This is a genomic window from Sulfitobacter sp., from assembly GCF_041552635.1.
Classification (GTDB): Bacteria; Pseudomonadota; Alphaproteobacteria; order Rhodobacterales; family Rhodobacteraceae; genus Sulfitobacter.
This window is the reverse complement of the sequence record NZ_JBFEKM010000113.1, coordinates 1-13,887: the sequence shown is the minus strand read 5'-3', so window position 1 is coordinate 13,887 and position 13,887 is coordinate 1. Positions and strand designations below refer to the sequence as shown.

The following is a 13,887-nucleotide window of genomic DNA, read 5'->3' as shown; positions in this document are numbered from 1 at the left end:
GGTCTGGCCGTTCGACACCCATGCGGGCGATACGATCGTGACCTCGCCCTTGACGCCATCAAGCACGGCAATCACCGACGGGCGCACCATCATCGCGTCGGGCAGGCCAAGCGGGTCGGGGTTGACGTTGGGCAGGTGTTCGATCAGCCGGATCATGTCATAGCCCAGATAGCCAAACAGGCCAGCCGCCGCTTGGGGCAGGTCTGCGGGCAGGTCGATTTTCGATTCAGCTATCAGCGCGCGCAAGGTCTCCAGCGGATCGCCTGCGACGTCCTCGAACGCATCGGCATCATAGCGCGCCGCACGGTTCAGCGCCGATGTGGTGCCGTTGCAGCGCCAGATCACGTCCGGTTTCATCCCGATGATAGAATAGCGCCCGCGGATTTCACCACCGGTGACGGATTCAAGAACAAAGGCGTTCTGCGCAGCGCCCGTCAGTTTCAGCATCAAGGACACCGGGGTATCCAGATCCGCGGCCAAACGGGTATAGACAATCTGGTTCTTGCCAGCCGCATAGCCTGCGGCAAAGCTTTCAAAATCGGGGGTCAGGGACATATCGCGCCTTTTTAGGGGAAGTTCACATGAACGGCGTTGATCGCCTGCTGGTCGATCATCGGTGCAGTACGGCGCACGACGTCGCTGGAATACAGCGTAAAGACATCCTGACTAAGCTGCTGGTTTAGCTGCGTTTTCAGCTGTCCCAGCAGTTGCTGGTTCTGATCGTTGTCTTCGGCTGCGGAAATACTGTCGAGCCGTGCAATCACGACGCCGTCAGCACCTTCAATAATCCGAATGTCGCCGGGGGCCGCCTCGAATACTTCGGTCAGCAGACCTTCGGGAGCACGCGAAATAACGGCATCGCGGGTCAGGTTTTCCTGCACGTTCTCAGTCAATCCAAGGGTTGCAAAGTCACTGCCACCTTCAAGCGCGCTTTGCGCTTCTTCGGCCTGCACGGTGAGCGCTGTCAGCAGTTGATCCGCAGTCCAGGCCTCGGCCACCAAGGTGCGCGCATCTTCAAAGGGGTTCGGGCGCTCGGGCTTGGTGCCGTCCAGACGCATGGCAAAAACGCTGCCGTCTTCAAGTTGGTCAATCTTGGGGAAATCACCTTCAGTGAGGGCTGCCGCGGCGGCGCGGAAGGTCTCGTAAGCGGCAATATCTTGATCGCTGCCATTGGTCCACTCGATCGTGCCAAGGGTCATTTTGCTTTCCTCGGCCAATTGCTCCAGCTTGGCACCACCGGCCAGTTGATCATCCAGATCTTGCGCGCGGACTTCGACAAGGCGCGCGGCACGGTCGCCTGCAAGGTCTTGCTGTAGGGCGGGGCTTGCGTCTTCGAATGTGGTGTTCAGCGACGGCAGAATACCGTTGACGCGGAACAAGGCAGGCCCAAGGTTGGTGGGCAAGGGGCCCACAACGGCGCCGGGCTCTGCTGCGAATACGGCCTCGCCTGCGCCATCAAGCTCAAGCCGTCCAACGTCACCCATATCGATGTCTTGCAAGGTCAGACCGCGGTCCAGCACAAGCGCGTCAAAGGTGGTGCCGCTCACTTCGAGGGCAGCAGCAGCCAGATTTGCGGCTTCTTCATTCGGGAACACCAACCGTTCAACCAGGCGTCTTTCGGGTTGGATATATTCATCTGCGCGGTCTTCATAGGCTTTGCGCAATTCGTCTTCGCTGATCTCTACCTCGTCCAGCACGTCTTGTGGCGTCAGGATGACATAGGTGATAGATTTGCTGGCGGGCAGCAGGAAATTATCCGGGTTCGCGTCATAGAATGCCTGCAAATCTGCATCTGTGGGGGCGGGCAGGGGCGCTTGCAAATTATCCTGCGTCAAGGCGGCCCATGTGAAGCTGCGCTTTTCGCCAACGAAGTTTACCAAGGTCTGGGCATAGACGTCAGGCATTGTCACGCCGCCGCTGATCGCACCTTGCAGCAAGCTGCGCGCGGCTTCTTCCCGCAAGGAGTCTTCGAATTCGGCTTCGCTCAGGCCAGCCTGTTGCAAGGCAAAGCGATAACCTTCGCGGTCGAAATTACCATCAATGCCCTGAAACGAAGGAATATCAATGATGCGTTCGCGCAAGTTCTCATCGCCGATGGAAATGCCCATTTCGGTGGTTTCATTGTCCAAGGCGCGCAAGCGTACAATGCGTTGCAGCACAGCGCGATCCAGACCGATTGCCTGCGCTTGTTGAAAGCTCAGGGCTTCGCCGGTCTGGCCTTCGATGGCGCGGATCTGCTGCTGCAACTCTCGGGCATATTGATCGACCGAGATTTCTTTGTCACCAACGGTGCCGATACTGCTTACGTTGCCATTAAAATTGACCGCCCCAAAGCCGCCAAGGCCAAGGATCAGCATCCCCATCAATATCCAGACGGCGGTTTTTGTGACGCTATTGCCCTTGGCTTTCATAATACTACCCTTTTGCGCATATTTTCACCTATCTATGCGGTGCGCGGCAGGGGGGCAAGAGGGCGTCTAAAGCTGGGCCAGCCGGTCAAAAAGCACGCCGATCCCCGGCGCGTCCAAATTGGCGAACGCAATGCGCAACTGCCGCTGGCCGCTTGGGTCGGTGTCGGGGCAAAACATGGTGCCCGGCAGACACAAGATACCTGCATCGCGCACCATACGCGGCCCAAGATCGGCGGAACTTTCTGCGAACGGATGCTGCATATAGGCAAAATACCCGCCCAACCCCAGCAGTTTCCAGCCTTTAGGAGCGATCTTATGCATGTTGCCGGTGATCGCCTGACGGCGGGATAAAATTTCGTCACGCTCTCCGGCAAGCCATTGCGACAGGTTCTGCATCCCCCAAAGTGCCGCATGCTGGCCGATTTGGCTGGGGCAAATTGCGACGGTGTCGAGGAATTTTTCAACCTCGGCCAGACGCGTCTCTGAGGCGATAATCGCGCCGACACGGTGGCCCGTCAGACGGTAGGCTTTCGAGAATGAATAAAGATGGATCAGCGTAGAGTGCCAGTCAGGGTCCTGAAACAGATCATGGGGTGGGCCTGTGCGGCTGTCAAAGTCGCGATAGGTCTCGTCAAGGATCAGCGCAATGCCGCGGGACTGTGCAAGTTCGAAAAAGGCCCGAACGAGATCGGCCGGATATTCAACGCCGGCCGGATTGTTCGGCGTTACCAACGCAATGGCGCGGGTGCGGTCGGTGATCAGGGCGGCGGCTGCCGCAGGGTCGGGCAAGAGGTCGGACCCGGTCTTGAGCGCGACAGAGCGGACACCGGACATATCAAGCCACATCTTGTGGTTGAAGTACCATGGCGTCGGCAAAATCACTTCGTCCCCTTCGCCGCACAGTGTCGCGATTGCTGCAGCGAACGCCTGATTGCAGCCCGAAGTTATCGCGGTCTGGGCGGCTGTGATATCGCCGGCGTAATGGCGCGAAGTTTGCGCCGCCAATTCCTCTCGCAATTCGGCCAACCCCAGAACCGGGCCATATAGATGCGCATCATCGCGGGTCAGCGCCACGTCTGCCATCACTTGACGCATTGATTGGGGCGGCGGTTCTACGGGGGCAGCTTGACTGACATTGATCAGGGGGCGGTCAGCGGAAAAAGTAACGCCAGAAAGCCAACGGCGCGCCTCCATTACGGGAGGGGCGAAGGTAGAAGCGGTGCGCGTCAACATCTGATGATGGCTCCTGTGGGGGTGTGGGGATGCCTTCGGCGAGGATATTTAAGAGCCAGAGAAGATGGTACGCGAGGCGCGTCGTATTTCAAATGGTTCTAAATCCTCGCCGACGGCAAGAAATCTTTTTATGGCGTTAGTCTTTGCCGCGATAGGGTTCTACATATTGCAGCGCCATATCCCACGGAAAGAAAATCCAGGTGTCTTGGCTGACTTCGGTGATGAATGTATCCACCTGAGGCCGCCCTTTGGGTTTGGCGTAGACTGTTGCAAGATGCGCCTTGGGGTAAAGTCGGCGGACGACTTCGAGCGTTTTGCCTGAATCAACAAGGTCGTCAATGATCAAGATGCCAGTGCCATCGCCCATCAGATCGGCGTCAGGTGCTTTCAGGACAACCGCTTCGGATTGATCTTGATGGTCGTATGATTTTATCGAGATCGTATCAACTGTGCGAATGTCCAGTTCGCGCGCCGCAATCATGGCCGGGGCCATGCCGCCGCGGGTGATCGCGACCACGGCACGCCAAGCGCCGTCATCGGGGCCCATGCCGTCAAGACGCCAAGCAAGTGCGCGGCTGTCGCGGTGGATTTGGTCCCAGCTGATGTGAAACCCTTTTTCGTGGGGCAGGCGAGAGGAATCTTTGCTCATCGGCTATTCCTTTGACATATCTGGTGCATCGACAGCCTTCATGCCGACAACATGATATCCCGCATCCACATGCAGATTTTCGCCCGTGGTGCCGCTGCCCAGATCGCTGAGCAGGAACAAGGCCGATTTGCCTACATCATCTATGGTGACATTCCGTCTGAGAGGCGAATTGTATTCGTTCCACTTCATGATGTAGCGGAAGTCGCCGATGCCGGAGGCGGCAAGTGTCTTGATCGGGCCGGCGCTGATGGCATTGACGCGAATGCCGTCCTTGCCAAGGTCTTCGGCCAGATATTTCACTGATGCCTCAAGGGCCGCTTTGGCCACGCCCATCACATTGTAATGCGGCATGACCTTTTCTGCACCGTAATAGGTGAGGGTTACAGCGCTGCTGCCGGGCTTCATCATTTTTTCAGCGCGCTGCATCACAGCTGTAAAAGAATAGACCGAAATATCCATCGACATAGTGAAATTGGCGCGGCTGGTATCGACATAGCGGCCACGTAATTCGTTTTTGTCGGAAAACCCGATGGCGTGGACAATGAAATCAAGGCCGTCCCAGCTTTGTTTCAGGGTATCGAACAACTCGTCGATCGACTCTTCTGAGCCAACGTCGCAGGGGATAACAAGGTCGCTGCCCAATTGCGCTGCCAAGGGACCAACCCGTTTTTTCAACGCTTCGCCCTGATAAGAAAACGCCAGTTCTGCACCGGCATCTGCCAAGGTGCGTGCGATCCCCCAGGCGATCGACTTGTCGTTGGCCAGGCCCATGATTAGCCCGCGCTTACCTGCCATCAGGTCGTTTGCCATTGTTCATCCTTCGACTATGTCTGTGAATTATAATGTGTTTTATTGCATAGGGCGGTGGGCATCAAGGCTGCAGTAAATAATCCATGCCTAGATCAATCTTAAGTTGTGTTTTCAGAATAAAATGCGCCTTCACAGTGTTGCGCTATGTTAATTCATTAATACGCTTGCTAACATAACCTTAGCGAAGCTTAATTTGGACGTCGGTGAGAATCATGGAAACGCGTAAAGGCATATTTGCGGGCGAGGATCCTTTCGAAATTGCCAAGCGATGGCTTGATGAGGCGTCAGAGTCCGAAATCAACGATCCCAATGCAATTGCGCTCTCTACGGTTGATGCCGACGGTATGCCGAATGCACGGGTAGTTTTGCTGAAGGATATCGAGCCGGATGCCTTTGTTTTCTACACCAACTACACAAGCGCGAAGGCCGGTGAATTGGATCACGCGGGCCGCGCAGCGTTTGTCATGCATTGGAAATCTTTGCGCCGTCAGGTGCGCGTGCGCGGGTTGATCTCCAAAGAAGATGGTCCCAAGGCAGACGCCTACTATAGCTCCCGATCCCTGAAAAGCCGGCTGGGGGCGTGGGCATCGGACCAGTCCAAGCCGCTTTCAAGCCGGGCGTCACTTATGGCGGAAGTGGCAAAAGTAACTGCAAAAAAAGGGACGAATCCCGATAGGCCGCCGTTTTGGGGCGGGTATCGGTTGGCCCCTTTAGAGATTGAATTCTGGGCTGACGGTGAATTTCGCCTTCATGACCGCTTTGTTTGGCGGCGTGATGACGTCATTTCAGGTTGGACCGTAACAAGATTGAACCCATAGGGCTGTACAAACGTATATATTTCTTTACGAAAAAAAGCATGCTCTGTTTGGATTATACCGAAGGACATTTGTGTCAGAACAAGAAAATGATAGTGTCGTAACGACAGGCGTGGTGAAGTGGTTCGATCCGGCTAAAGGCTTTGGCTTTGTCGTGTCGGAAGAGGGCGGTCCTGATATTTTGCTGCACGTGAACGTTTTGCGCAATTACGGGCAAAGTTCAGTCGCTGACGGTGCGCGCATCGAATTAACGGCCCATAAAACCAACCGGGGCGTTCAGGCCACGCAAGTTCACGCGATCCATCCGCCGCAGATGGCGCAAACCGCGCTGTTGTCCGATATCGTCGGGGTCGATCCCGAGATCGTTGCCGCGGCTCCAATTGAACCTGCGCGTGTGAAATGGTTTGATAAATCCAAGGGCTTCGGGTTTGCGAATGTCTTTGGCAAAACCGATGACATTTTTCTACATATAGAAGTCTTGCGTCAGTCGGGCTTGTCCGATCTTCAACCGGGTGAAGCGTTGGCGTTGCGCGTAATCATGGGAGAGCGCGGTCACATGGCCGCCGAGGTACATGCATGGGAAACCGTCACCATAAACGAGGCAGGGCAGGCACAAAGCTGAGCCTTGCCGCACTATTCGTATGTTGCGGGCTGCTTGCCAGCGCGGCGGCGGCGGCTGATTGCAGTGAGAACGCCGTCACATTACGCGGGGATTGGGGGCAGGCGCGATTCTCGGTCGAGATCGCGGATGACGCGGCCGAGCGCGGGCGCGGATTGATGTTTCGCGAATCCATGCCGGCCAGTACGGGGATGTTGTTCATCTACGATAAGCCGCAGCGCGCCAGCTTTTGGATGCGCAATACGCTGATTCCACTCGATATGCTGTTCATTGATTCCCACGGTGTGGTCAAACATATCCATCACAATGCGATTCCCCACGATGAAACACCGATCAGCGGTGGCGATAATCTGCTTTCCGTTCTCGAAATCAATGGTGGTTTGGCCAAGCGGATGGGCATTACAGTCGGTTCCGAGCTGCGCCATCGGGCATTTGCCGACCTTAATCCTGCATGGCCGTGTTAAACTATCATTTTCGGTGAAGTTAGGGCTTTTCAATCAGATCACTTGAAGCTAAGTAGGCCGCAGTCGGGGCGTGGCGCAGCCTGGTAGCGCACCTGTTTTGGGTACAGGGGGTCGGAAGTTCGAATCTTCTCGCCCCGACCATTTTAAGAACCAACCACATATAGTGTTTCTGATCTGCTTTATGCAGATCGGACACTCTATTTGTGTTTGCGCACCCTAACAAGATGTTGCCTATCTGCACTGATCTCTACGCTACATCTTGAGCGGGAACTTTTTTTTAGCACCGATGCCCGACCCGGAATTATCCCCAGATCGCTGTGAAGTGTTTTGTGGATATCTCAGCGGTTGGGTGAGATATCGGCGCTAAACCTACGTCATTATTCACTTATCCACAGTACGGCAGTCGGGGCGGCCAAGGGCCTGCCCTGTGCATATTAATCTATTGAATCACCAAACGTTGCGGTGCCACAAAAAACGAACATCCGGTCAACCCTGAACTTCTAATAATTGGTGAATAAACACGTTGACCCACTGGGTCAAAATACGCCAGTTTGTGGATATCGAAGGTCATGCCACTATATCTAGTGCTAAACGCTAGGCGGCGGGCCAAAGATGCAGGCAAGACAAACGCAATTTTAGTTGCATGTTGAGTGAGGTTCCTTCGGGTCCATTTATGGGCGCGGCGCAGCCTAATTCTTGTCCGAAGTTGATATCGCCGGGGCGGTCTGCAATGTCAGATTTAACCCCTGAATTAAGAGCTGAAGAAAATGGGGCAGCACCTATGAAAATCGAAAGAAAATTCACCACATCCGGGCACGATGCATACGCAAGTCTGGATTTCGTGAGCACAGTTTCCGAAATTCGTAATCCGGACGGGTCGGTGGTTTTTCACCTCGATAACGTTGAAGTCCCCTCCAGCTGGAGCCAGGTGGCATCCGATGTCATCGCTCAAAAATACTTTCGCAAGGCCGGCGTTCCGTCTGCGACCAAGAAGGTCAAAGAAAAAGGTGTGCCAGAATTCCTGTGGCGCTCTGTACCCGCCGACGATGCCACCATGGGTGGCGAGACGTCCTCCAAGCAGGTCTTTGATCGTTTGGCAGGCGCGTGGGCTTATTGGGGTTGGAAAGGTGGCTATTTCACCACCGAAGAAGACGCCCAAGCCTATTACGACGAAATGCGCCATATTCTGGCGTCCCAGTCGGGTGCCCCGAACAGCCCGCAGTGGTTCAACACTGGTCTGCACTGGGCGTACGGCATCGACGGTCCGGCACAGGGCCACTATTATGTTGATTACAAGACCGGCAAACTGACCCGTTCGACATCTTCTTACGAGCACCCGCAGCCCCACGCCTGTTTTATCCAATCGGTCGCTGACGATCTGGTTGGTGACGGCGGTATCATGGATCTGTGGGTCCGCGAGGCACGTTTGTTCAAATACGGCTCCGGCACAGGCACCAACTTTTCCAGCCTGCGCGGAGCAGGGGAAAAGCTGTCGGGCGGTGGCAAGTCATCCGGCCTGATGGGTTTCCTGAAAATCGGCGACCGTGCAGCGGGCGCGATCAAATCCGGCGGCACCACGCGCCGCGCGGCCAAGATGGTCATCGTCGATGCGGATCACCCCGATATCGAGGATTTCATCAACTGGAAGGTCATCGAAGAACAGAAAGTGGCGTCCATCGTCGCCGGTTCCAAGATGCACGAACGCGAGCTGAACAAGCTGTTTGCCGCGATCAAGGCATGGGACGGTGTGCAAGCCGATGCCTATGACCCCGCCAAGAACGACCAGTTGAAAGCCGCCATCAAGGACGCGAAAAGATGCGCGATCCCCGAGACATACGTCAAGCGCGTGCTGGACTACGCAAAGCAGGGCCACACCTCGATCGAATTCCCGACCTATGACACCGATTGGGACTCCGAGGCGTATTCGTCGGTTTCCGGTCAGAACTCCAACAACTCGATCCGGGTCACCAACGCGTTCCTGCACGCCGTTGAAAAAGACGCCGATTGGGAATTGCTGGACCGCACCACCGGCCGCGTGTCGAAAACCATCCGTGCCCGCGATTTGTGGGAACAGGTTGGCCACGCCGCATGGGCCTGTGCTGATCCGGGCATCCAGTACCACGACACTGTCAACGACTGGCACACATGCCCCGAAGATGGTGCGATCCGTGGGTCGAACCCTTGTTCCGAATACATGTTCCTGGATGACACCGCCTGCAACCTTGCGTCGATGAACCTGCTGACCTTCCTTGAGGACGGCGAATTCATGGTCGAAGACTACATGCACGCCTCGCGTTTGTGGACTGTGACGCTGGAAATTTCGGTGATGATGGCGCAGTTCCCGTCCAAGGAAATCGCGCAGCGGTCCTATGACTTCCGCACTCTGGGTCTGGGCTATGCCAACATCGGCGGCTTGCTGATGAACATGGGCTTTAGCTATGACAGCGACGAAGGTCGCGCCTTGTGTGGTGCCCTGACTGCGATCATGACCGGCGTTTCCTATGCCACATCCGCCGAAATGGCGGGCGAATTGGGGGCGTTCCCGGGCTACAAGAAAAACGCCGACCACATGCTGCGCGTCATCCGCAACCACCGCAACGCGGCTTATGGCAAGGCAGACGGCTACAAGGACCTTTCGGTCAAGCCCGTCCCGCTGGACCACGCCAATTGCCCGCAGCAAGCCTTGATCGAAGTTGCGACATCCACTTGGGACGAAGCGCTGCGCCTTGGCGAACAGCACGGCTATCGTAACGCCCAGGTGTCGGTGATTGCCCCCACAGGCACCATCGGTCTGGTTATGGATTGTGACACCACAGGGATCGAACCAGACTTTGCGCTGGTGAAATTCAAGAAACTCGCCGGCGGTGGTTATTTCAAGATCATCAACCAGTCGGTGCCGGGGGCCTTGGAAAAGCTTGGCTATGGATCGGCCCAGATCGAAGAGATCGTGGCCTATGCCGTCGGTCACGGCAGCATCGGCAATGCGCCGGGGATCAACCACACTACGCTGGTCGGTCATGGCTTTGGCGCGAATGAACTGGCCAAGGTCGACGCGGCATTGGCACAGGCCTTTGACATTCGCTTTGTGTTCAACCAGTGGACCTTGGGCGAAGACTTCTGCACTCAAGTGCTGGGCATCCCGACAGAAAAGCTGAACGATCCGACGTTTGACCTGCTGAAATCGCTCGGTTTCTCCAAGAAAGACGTAGACGCGGCCAATGACCACGTTTGCGGGACGATGACGCTTGAAGGCGCGCCGCACCTTAAGGAAGAACACTACAACATCTTTGATTGTGCCAACCCCTGCGGTAAAAAGGGCAAGCGCTATCTTTCGGTCAACAGCCACATCTATATGATGGCAGCGGCACAGTCGTTCATCTCGGGGGCGATATCCAAGACGATCAACATGCCAAACGATGCGACCATCGAAGACTGTCAAAAGGCCTATGAATTGTCATGGTCCTTGGGTGTGAAGGCCAACGCGCTGTACCGTGACGGATCAAAACTGTCGCAGCCTTTGGCATCCGCACTGGTCGAAGACGATGACGAAGCAGCCGAAACCCTGGAATCAGGCAATATCCACGAAAAAGCCGTGGTTCTGGCCGAAAAGATCGTCGAAAAGGTCATCGTCAAGGAGATCATCAAATCGCACCGCGAAAAGATGCCTCAGCGCCGCAAGGGCTATACCCAAAAGGCCAACGTCGGCGGGCACAAGGTTTACCTGCGCACCGGTGAATATGGTGATGGCAAGCTGGGCGAAATCTTTATCGACATGCACAAAGAGGGTGCCGGTTTCCGCGCGATGATGAACAACTTTGCCATCGCCGTGTCGGTTGGTCTGCAATATGGCGTGCCGCTTGAAGAATTCGTCGATGCGTTTACCTTCACCAAGTTCGAACCAGCGGGCATGGTTCAGGGCAACGACAGCATCAAGAATGCGACGTCGATCCTTGATTATATCTTCCGCGAGCTGGCCGTGTCCTATCTGGACCGCACTGATCTGGCGCATGTGCAACCCGAAGGGGCCACATTCGACACCATCGGCCGCGGCGAAGAAGAAGGCGTGCGTAATGTCACTGAAATCTCTGAAAGCGCCGCAACGCGGTCTTTGGAAGTGCTCAAGCAGATCAGCTCGACGGGCTATTTGCGCAACCGGATGCCGCAGGAACTGATCTTGCTGCAAGGCGGAAATGGCGACGGCACCGTTGCCACGCTTGAGGCGCAGGTGACGCAGACCGCTACCAAAACCGTGGCCAGCGCCATGACCTCGACCACCGCAGTGTCAAGCGGTGCGGTAGGCTTTGACGCCCGCACCAAGGCGAAGATGCAAGGGTACGAGGGTGAGGCCTGCGGCGAATGCGGCAACTACACGCTGGTGCGCAACGGCACCTGCATGAAGTGCAACACCTGCGGCGGGACATCCGGCTGTAGCTAAGAAATCGAAGGCCGGGGGGACACAACCCCCCGGTGTCAAAATCCAGAATTTGTTACGAAATTTTGGACGACATCGCAAAGTGGATGCGTGTTGTAATGTTAAAAAAGGTGAAATATCAGCACCTTGTTCTGAGTTGGAGTTAAGATGAACTTTGTTTTCGATATCGGTGGACAGCTTTGTGCCGCAGATCAAGTGCGCATGCGGGGCAACACGCTTGAGGCGGAGTTCTCGGTAGAGGCCGCTGACCTATTGGCCCAAGCGTTTGACGCGGCCGAGATCATTTCTCTGCCAAACCTGTTGGTCACCTACTCCATTCAAAACCTGGTAACCGACAAGGAGCGTGTTTGTACCGCGACCTTCTCGGTCAACTCCAGCGCGGGGCGCATACTGCATTAGGGGTTGAGGTAAAGGACGTTTTAGGAGGGCATTTTCCGAAAGGTCTAAGGAAATCACTGACATCAGTGATTTTCCGGATTTGACAAAGGGGCCTTCCAACGCGGGATCCGATCCCGCACCACAGACAACGAGACAAGGGGCAGGTGCGCTTGCCCCTGACGCTGACCAGGCCGCGGGCATAAAACAAAACGAGCGGTAAACTAATGAGCTTGGTTATGCGAACCTCGGGGTGCCCTTGTGGCACCCTTTTTCTTTGGAATATCCAAAAGTAACACCGTTGAAGACGGTGCCATGAGCGAACATGAGACTGTCTGACCCTATGGCTCCGAAAGGCGGCACGGTGTGGTGTGACGCAGCAGCGTAAATTGCCAATGATCAGCCGACGCGGTTTCCCATGGCGTCAATCAGCGGTGTGCCGTCTTCTTTGGTCATCGGCCCGGGGGGCAGGCTGTCCAAAAGATCTAGCACGCTCTCGCTTGGTCGGCAAAGCCGGACGCCTTTGGGCGTGCAAACGATGGGACGGTTTACCAAAATCGGATGTTCAAGCATGGCGGCCAAAATCGTTTCGTCGTCGACGGACGGATCAAGCAGACCCAATTCCTCGGCCGGCGATTTTGTTGTCCGAAGGGCGGACCTTGGCGTCAGGCCGGCCGCCGCGAACAAGGCCAGCAATTGGGAGCGTGTCCAGCCGATATCGAGATAGGGCACGACAACCGGCGTCTTGCCAGAGGCTTCGATGATCGCAAGCACGTTGCGTGATGTGCCGCAGTCGGGGTTGTGGTGGATTACGACGGTCATCACGCGTCTCCTTCGGTAGGAAACCAGTGTTTCGTTCTGTTGGCAAAAGCGACGAGCGAAAGCATCACCGGCACCTCTACCAGAACCCCGACGACTGTCGCCAGCGCGGCACCGGACCCAAGCCCGAACAGGCTAATTGCGACAGCCACAGCCAGTTCAAAGAAATTCGAGGTACCGATCAACGCGCAGGGGGCTGCGACATTGAACGGAATACCCCAGGCCCGCGCAGCACCATAGGCCAGAAAGAAAATGGCATAGGACTGGATCAGCAGGGGAATGGCGATCAGCGCAATGACCAGCGGACGGTCAAAGATCACTTCGCCCTGAAAGGCGAACAGCAGCACAACGGTCATCAGCAAGCCGAGGATCGAGAACGGCTGCACGCGGGACTTGAATGCACTGACAGCCGCTTCGCCTCCACGTGCGATCAGGCGTTGCCGCGTCAGGTATCCTGCCAAGAGCGGCAACATGACGTATAAGCCAACGGACAGCATCAATGTGTCCCATGGCACGACGATATCCGTGACGCCCAGCAAAAATGCCACGATCGGCGCAAAGGCGAAAATCATGATGACATCATTCACGCTGACCTGCACCAGCGTATAGGTCGCATCACCCCGTGTGAGATTTGACCAGACAAATACCATCGCCGTACAGGGCGCGGCCCCCAGCAGAATGACCCCCGCCAGATAGGCCTGCGCGTCATCAGGCGGGATCAGTCCGGCAAAGACGTAGTTGAAAAATAGAACCCCGAGGGCGGCCATCGTGAAGGGTTTGATCAACCAGTTCACAACAAGCGTCACAATCAGCCCTTTTGGTCTGTCGCCGATCTGGCGCACTGCACCAAAATCGACGCCGACCATCATCGGATAGACCATTGCCCAGATCAGCACCGCGACGGGCAAGTTGACCGAGGCGATTTCGAGCGCGGCAAGCGCCGCGAACGCGCTTGGGAAGAGATTGCCCAGCAAAAGCCCTGCGCCAATCGCCAAAGCGACCCAGACGGACAGCCAGCGTTCAAAAGTTCCAAGGCCCGCCTCGGCGGAGAGAGATGTATCGGTCATGTCGTACTTTCGGGATAAGGAGGATCAGTTGGCTGGGGCAGGGGCCTTGCCGATGGTGTCGACGTTGCGTTGCAGTGCCATCCGGTCAAGCGTGGCAATCGGCAGGTTTACGAAAATCGAAATCCGGCTGCGTAACATTCTGTAAGTTTCCGCAAAGGCGAGACGCTTGACCGCTTCCGATCCTTCGGCCTTT

General features: G+C 56.1%; 11 protein-coding genes, 1 tRNA gene and 1 pseudogene. 6 read left to right on the top strand and 7 right to left on the bottom strand.

All coding sequences use genetic code 11. The features are described from left to right. The 5 genes and pseudogenes from ABYT07_RS13695 to fabI all read right to left on the bottom strand — a co-directional run. Window positions 1-555: pseudogene (locus tag ABYT07_RS13695) on the bottom strand (anthranilate synthase component I); the annotation flags it as partial. An 11-nt stretch (window positions 556-566) separates the two neighbouring features. After that, a complete protein-coding gene (locus tag ABYT07_RS13690; RefSeq protein ID WP_372992461.1) occupies window positions 567-2,411 on the bottom strand; it encodes a peptidyl-prolyl cis-trans isomerase in 1,845 nt (614 codons plus the stop codon). 66 nt (window positions 2,412-2,477) lie between these two features. Further along, on the bottom strand, window positions 2,478-3,605 hold the full coding sequence (locus ABYT07_RS13685) for an aminotransferase (RefSeq protein WP_372992463.1): 1,128 nt from the start codon (window positions 3,603-3,605) through the stop codon (window positions 2,478-2,480). Window positions 3,606-3,780: 175 nt separating this feature from the next. After that, window positions 3,781-4,293 carry a xanthine phosphoribosyltransferase gene (gpt, locus tag ABYT07_RS13680; RefSeq protein ID WP_372992459.1) on the bottom strand — a complete coding sequence of 171 codons (513 nt, stop codon included), beginning with the start codon at window positions 4,291-4,293 and terminating at the stop codon, window positions 3,781-3,783. A gap of 3 nt (window positions 4,294-4,296) precedes the next feature. Beyond that, window positions 4,297-5,103 carry an enoyl-ACP reductase FabI gene (fabI, locus tag ABYT07_RS13675; protein WP_372992457.1) on the bottom strand — a complete coding sequence of 269 codons (807 nt, stop codon included), beginning with the start codon at window positions 5,101-5,103 and terminating at the stop codon, window positions 4,297-4,299. Between the two features lie 212 nt (window positions 5,104-5,315). On the opposite strand from fabI, the gene pdxH reads away from it, so the two are divergent. From pdxH to ABYT07_RS13645, 6 genes are all read left to right on the top strand, one after another. Continuing rightward, window positions 5,316-5,921, top strand: a complete 606-nt coding sequence (pdxH, locus tag ABYT07_RS13670) for a pyridoxamine 5'-phosphate oxidase (RefSeq protein ID WP_372992455.1) — start codon at window positions 5,316-5,318, stop codon at window positions 5,919-5,921. Window positions 5,922-5,991: 70 nt separating this feature from the next. Beyond that, complete coding sequence (locus ABYT07_RS13665; RefSeq protein ID WP_372992453.1) at window positions 5,992-6,540, top strand: cold-shock protein; 549 nt, start codon at window positions 5,992-5,994, stop codon at window positions 6,538-6,540. Further along, the gene (locus tag ABYT07_RS13660; RefSeq protein WP_372992451.1) at window positions 6,495-7,001 is read left to right on the top strand and encodes a DUF192 domain-containing protein; all 507 of its coding nucleotides are present in this window, start codon (window positions 6,495-6,497) and stop codon (window positions 6,999-7,001) included. The genes ABYT07_RS13665 and ABYT07_RS13660 overlap by 46 nt, the downstream gene beginning before the upstream one ends. Before the next feature lie 64 nt (window positions 7,002-7,065). Beyond that, window positions 7,066-7,142 (top strand) — tRNA-Pro (locus ABYT07_RS13655). A gap of 640 nt (window positions 7,143-7,782) precedes the next feature. Continuing rightward, complete coding sequence (locus tag ABYT07_RS13650) at window positions 7,783-11,436, top strand: vitamin B12-dependent ribonucleotide reductase (RefSeq protein ID WP_372992449.1); 3,654 nt, start codon at window positions 7,783-7,785, stop codon at window positions 11,434-11,436. 144 nt (window positions 11,437-11,580) lie between these two features. Then, entirely contained in the window at window positions 11,581-11,832 is a 252-nt protein-coding gene (locus ABYT07_RS13645) for a hypothetical protein (RefSeq protein WP_372992447.1), read from the top strand. Between the two features lie 375 nt (window positions 11,833-12,207). Here ABYT07_RS13645 and arsC read toward each other — a convergent pair whose 3' ends face one another. Both arsC and arsB read right to left on the bottom strand, forming a co-directional pair. Continuing rightward, window positions 12,208-12,630: an arsenate reductase (glutaredoxin) gene (arsC, locus tag ABYT07_RS13640; protein WP_372992445.1), complete on the bottom strand. Its 423-nt coding sequence runs from the start codon at window positions 12,628-12,630 to the stop codon at window positions 12,208-12,210. Continuing rightward, the gene (arsB, locus tag ABYT07_RS13635) at window positions 12,630-13,694 is read right to left on the bottom strand and encodes an ACR3 family arsenite efflux transporter (RefSeq protein ID WP_372992443.1); all 1,065 of its coding nucleotides are present in this window, start codon (window positions 13,692-13,694) and stop codon (window positions 12,630-12,632) included. The genes arsC and arsB overlap by 1 nt, the downstream gene beginning before the upstream one ends. Window positions 13,695-13,887: the final 193 nt, after the last annotated feature.

Coding starts and splice junctions, on each gene's coding strand:
- ABYT07_RS13690 (WP_372992461.1), bottom strand. CDS start 2,411: ATGAAAGCCAAGGGCAATAGCGTCACAAAAACCGCCGTCTGGATATTG.
- ABYT07_RS13650 (WP_372992449.1), top strand. CDS start 7,783: ATGAAAATCGAAAGAAAATTCACCACATCCGGGCACGATGCATACGCA.
- arsC (WP_372992445.1), bottom strand. CDS start 12,630: ATGACCGTCGTAATCCACCACAACCCCGACTGCGGCACATCACGCAAC.
- ABYT07_RS13685 (WP_372992463.1), bottom strand. CDS start 3,605: ATGGAGGCGCGCCGTTGGCTTTCTGGCGTTACTTTTTCCGCTGACCGC.
- fabI (WP_372992457.1), bottom strand. CDS start 5,103: ATGGCAAACGACCTGATGGCAGGTAAGCGCGGGCTAATCATGGGCCTG.
- ABYT07_RS13660 (WP_372992451.1), top strand. CDS start 6,495: ATGGGAAACCGTCACCATAAACGAGGCAGGGCAGGCACAAAGCTGAGC.
- ABYT07_RS13645 (WP_372992447.1), top strand. CDS start 11,581: ATGAACTTTGTTTTCGATATCGGTGGACAGCTTTGTGCCGCAGATCAA.
- gpt (WP_372992459.1), bottom strand. CDS start 4,293: ATGAGCAAAGATTCCTCTCGCCTGCCCCACGAAAAAGGGTTTCACATC.
- pdxH (WP_372992455.1), top strand. CDS start 5,316: ATGGAAACGCGTAAAGGCATATTTGCGGGCGAGGATCCTTTCGAAATT.
- arsB (WP_372992443.1), bottom strand. CDS start 13,694: ATGACCGATACATCTCTCTCCGCCGAGGCGGGCCTTGGAACTTTTGAA.